The 4,592-nt window shown below is 32.3% G+C and carries 5 protein-coding genes; all 5 read right to left on the bottom strand.

Annotation, left to right across the window (positions count from 1 at the left end; translation table 11 throughout):
• Positions 1-172 precede the first annotated feature (172 nt).
• A complete protein-coding gene (locus tag Q1R07_RS16170; RefSeq protein ID WP_300492223.1) occupies positions 173-1,426 on the bottom strand; it encodes a mechanosensitive ion channel domain-containing protein in 1,254 nt (417 codons plus the stop codon).
• Positions 1,427-1,435: 9 nt separating this feature from the next.
• Positions 1,436-1,705: a DUF3817 domain-containing protein gene (locus tag Q1R07_RS16165; protein WP_136401480.1), complete on the bottom strand. Its 270-nt coding sequence runs from the start codon at positions 1,703-1,705 to the stop codon at positions 1,436-1,438.
• A gap of 178 nt (positions 1,706-1,883) precedes the next feature.
• Positions 1,884-2,255, bottom strand: coding sequence for a hypothetical protein (locus tag Q1R07_RS16160; protein WP_300492220.1), 372 nt, complete (start codon positions 2,253-2,255; stop codon positions 1,884-1,886).
• Between the two features lie 247 nt (positions 2,256-2,502).
• Positions 2,503-3,378 carry a reverse transcriptase family protein gene (locus Q1R07_RS16155; RefSeq protein WP_300492218.1) on the bottom strand — a complete coding sequence of 292 codons (876 nt, stop codon included), beginning with the start codon at positions 3,376-3,378 and terminating at the stop codon, positions 2,503-2,505.
• Between the two features lie 3 nt (positions 3,379-3,381).
• Positions 3,382-3,672 carry a helix-turn-helix transcriptional regulator gene (locus Q1R07_RS16150; RefSeq protein ID WP_300492216.1) on the bottom strand — a complete coding sequence of 97 codons (291 nt, stop codon included), beginning with the start codon at positions 3,670-3,672 and terminating at the stop codon, positions 3,382-3,384.
• Positions 3,673-4,592: the final 920 nt, after the last annotated feature.

Here is a 4,592-nt window from a genome sequence, read left to right as displayed (position 1 = left end):
CAACACTGTTTGTTTTTACGGATAAAGTAATACTAAATATACATTTTATTTAGTCTGTATCCACAATACTTTTCATTTTATCTTATTTACGGATCATTTTGATGATTTAAGTACATTTTGCACCTAAAAAAGGGATACAAAAGTACCCCTTATCATTTTTATTTTTATCGAATTAGTCTTCCGAATAGTCTTTACGATTGCTATTGGATGGTAATTCAAAAATTTCCAGATCGAAATAATTTACCGAAGCAATAATATGATCGAAGATATCGGCCATAATATGTTCGTAATTGATCCAGCGTTTATCCGAAACAAAGGCATAAATTTCAATCGGAATCCCTTTATCCGTAGGTTGTAAATGGCGAACCATAAGGTTCATTTCTTTATTAATTCCGGCATGACTTTCCAAATAGCTCGTCAGGTATTTCCGGAATAACCCAAGGTTAGTCAGATTCCGACCGTTTATGGCCAATTCTTTATTGATACTGTTATTCGTATTAAATTTTTCAATATCGGACTGACGGTGATCGATATAAGAAGTGATCAATTGAATTTTCTTAAAATGATCCATTTCATTCGGATGAATAAACCGAACACTATTTTCTTTTATCAGAATATGGCGTTTAATACGCCTCCCGTTGGAATTTTGCATACCACGCCAGTTTCGGAACGAATCCGAAATAAGACTATACGTCGGTACGGTAGTGGTCGTATTATCGAAATTTTTCACTTTTACCGTCGCTAGGTTGATTTCAATTACATCGCCATCGGCGCCGAATTTATCGATTGTAATCCAGTCGCCAATTCGAACGGTATCGTTTACCGTAACCTGTATACTGGCCACTAATCCTAAAATCGTGTCTTTAAAAATTAAGATAATAATTGCCGAAATGGCTCCGAAAGTTCCCAATAAGGTTTTAAAATTCGTATCAAACAGGATCAATACCAAATAGGTGATCGCATAGACCCAAAGAATGATCATGATAACCTGCGTATAACTATCTATCGGTTTATCACTAAATTTTGGTTTTTCCTTTAGATAATCCTTTAACGAATTAAAAATACTTCGGATAATCCACAGCGACAGGAAAACCATATACACTTTGACACTTTTTCCGAAAAAGCTTTCCCAGTACACAAAATTTTTAAGGATTACCGGAACGACTTTACTGATAAAGTAGAGTGGGACCAGATGGGCAACATATTTAGCCGTTTTATTGGCTACCAGGAAATCGTCGAAACTCGATTTTGTTTTTTCGGCTATGATAGCCAATATAATAATGAGTATTTTTTTAAAAATATAATCTAAAATATAAGCGATTGCAATCAGGATTACAATGTTGATCGCCAGGTTCAGATACGAAGCCCAGGTATCGCTGAAATCCATGTTTTTCAGAATTTTATATGCCCAATTAAAGATTTTCATATTTTAAAATTACAGAATTTTTTTTTCAACATAAAATGTCCCGAACGGAATTACCGAAGCAACACAAACAATAAGGTATTTTTTTAGCGACCAGTTTTCTTCCATTTTAAGCATACTGGCCAAAACGATATAACCGATAAACAATAAGCCGTGAGCCATTCCAACCATACGAACCATTTCTGGTTTGTCGTACATATATTTTAAAGGCATGGCTACAAATAAAAGCAGCAGGAGGGAGATCCCTTCCAAAAAGGCAATGATTTTAAAGAAACGCAACATTATTTTAGTATTAAATAGTTGATAATGAGTTATAAAAAAACCGGCTAAATATCCGGGTTTTGTTGCGCCAAATGTATAACAGAAAAGCAGAAAATTCGTTAATTATTCACTAAAAGATATAAAAAAAACTGTACTATTTTAAGTACAGTTTTATATTATGTAAAATAGGAATCTATTCTTAAAAAGCCAAAAACGCTTTGTTGTATTCTCGTAAGTCAGAGATATTGTTTTTGTTTTTCAGATCCGAAAATAATGAAATAAGATATTCCAGACTTTCAAGATCCGTTTCTTCCGGTCTTACGATTTCTGATTCATTTTCTTCAGAATCTTCAAGAGGTTCATCGTCCGGAATAGCAATTAAAAATGCGTTATATTCTTCAATATGTTCGTACGTTAAACGTATCGCTTTAACGAGCACAGGATTTTGTTCGTCCAAAGCTAATTCGCGTAATTTTTTTAAATCTCCAATTAATGTCTCGGCATCAAATCCTTTTTTGAACAGGTCAAGTTGGATTTTATTAATTAATTTTTGTGCATTCGGATTTTCCACAGTACTATCAGTTGAATTTTAGGTTGCATTTTTTATAGGTATGCAAAAATAAGGTTTTATATTTTTTTTACTAACAAAATCTGATATTTTTTCTGTCTTTTCTGGGGAATGAGACTAGGAGGGAGATTTTTTTAAGGATAATGAGTAAATGAAAAAGCGTGAAACAGCCTCACTGACCAACCGAATAAAAAACAAATTAGAGGAGATAGTCCAATACATATTAATCTAACTTAAATCTTAATCAATGCTAATCTTTGCCTTGAATTTTATTGGGATTTTTTTCTTTAGCTACCTTTTTTATATACTTAATCCGTTCCAAATGACCTTTTCGTGAAGCTTCGGTTTTACTTAAGTCTATAGCGGAGGTAAAAGTGTGTGGCAATGCTGAAATACCATTGTTTTTTACATGCACTCCTGTAACTTTCGGATTTTTTGTGCAGTAATGTGTTTTTGAGAAATTTATTTTTAAGCTACGCTCTCGTAATTCCTCGATTATTTTTGGCGTTATACTTTTAAAATCAACAGGACTAGAAATTGTAATATCATCTACATAAACAGACAATTTAAAACCTTGTGAAATATATTTATCTAAGATGTCTCCACAACTATGATAAACTACCAATGAAGCTAAAAATGATGATGTAGGGCAACCTTGTGGAATAGCACCCTCTTTTGTACAAAGACGAGTAATTAATCTTGCAATATCGGGATAGAATCCCTCTTTGCGAAGTGCACTTTCAACACTTGTATGATGCACTGATGGATAAAAATCTTTTAAATCTGTTAGAAAGAAAAACTTGTTTCCTTGATGATGACGACCATTTAATACAGCATCTTTCTTTTTCAATCCACCATAAAAATATTCCGGTAAAGTAAGCTTGTACAAAGCATTTTTTAATAATAATGATTGTATATACTTCAGTTTTTTTATAGGAGCGTTTATTGGACGAGTTAATGCTACTCCATTTTCATCATATCTGGGTAAACCTTTATCATCCGTTTTAGGCTCATCCCAATTGTTATAAAAATTACTCTCGTTGGCATCAATGTCATTTGCTAGTTGAACCAAATAATTTTTATCAACTTTTAAAACATAAGCTAAATCTTTGATTCGGGTTTTCAATATTTAAGAAATAAAAACATCACTAATTAATCCTTTAATAGACGGTTCTAGTATCTTAAAGGCATCACGTTTCGACTCAGCAATATCCTCTATGTCTAAGGAAAAGAAAACTAATACCGGCATTGGAATTGAAAGTGCATTTGCAATTTGTTTCAAGATGCCTAAAGTTGGTTCTTTTTTTCCTTTTTCAATCGAAGAAAGATATGACTGAGATAATCCACATTCGACAGCAAAATCGGATTGTTTAAATCCTTTCTGCTGTCTTAAATCTTTTATGGCATTACCTATATTCATGGTATAAAATAATTTAATGAAAAAATGAGAAGTGTGGAAATTAGAATAATCCTGTATAATCATCAATTCCGAAGAATTTACACAATTTCAGGACAAGATTAAATACTTGGATAGTTATTTGAAGATTATTACTCTTCTTTTCACTATTTGACATTTTTTCTAACTCTACTAGAACATCTTCAAGTAAAGCTTTATCTTCTTCCGAGAACGCGTACCCGTCCTTTGTTAGTAACGACCTAACTCCATCTAGAAGCTGGTCAACTCTTTGTTTGTTTTGCATAACTATATCATTTTAATTACAAGGGAAGCACTATGCTGCCTGCTTAATCAGCTGCGTGAACCCATATAGGATACAGTCCTATTAACACTTCTCGATTTCCTGCTTAAATAAATGGAATCAATTCTAATCAATTCTAATCAATTCTAATCAATCCTAACTAAATAGGAATGAATACTTGATCAATCTTAAGTTTAAGCAATTTTGCAAGGATAACGATGCCTGGTCAAGTTCGATTCGCATATACAGCGGTTCAACTTCAACAGCTTCTCGTTGCCGTTACAATAACCCTAACGGGTGGAGGTTTTTACCCTCTTCAACAGTTTTATAAAAAACTCTTGGGCTCACTAAACAAACAATTTCAAAGAACTGCTCTGCAAATATAACAAAAATATTTCTATCAGCAATAAAAAAGTTATTAAAAGTGTATTTATTTTTCTATTAGAAATAATTTTGTGGTTTTAATTATTTCAATAAATACATTATAATACGCCAAGTATAGTATAAAATTTAACTTAATTAAGCACAGGTTTCAATGAAAAAGCTATGTGAAGGAAAAACTAAAAAAACTGACAACAGAAGCTTATCCAAAATAAACTATTTTCAACTACAAAATATAATCGTTGGACATGCTATAGAATGG

Source organism: Flavobacterium sp., from assembly GCF_030146175.1.
GTDB lineage: Bacteria > Bacteroidota > Bacteroidia > Flavobacteriales > Flavobacteriaceae > Flavobacterium.
This window is presented reverse-complemented; position numbering and strand designations above follow the sequence as displayed.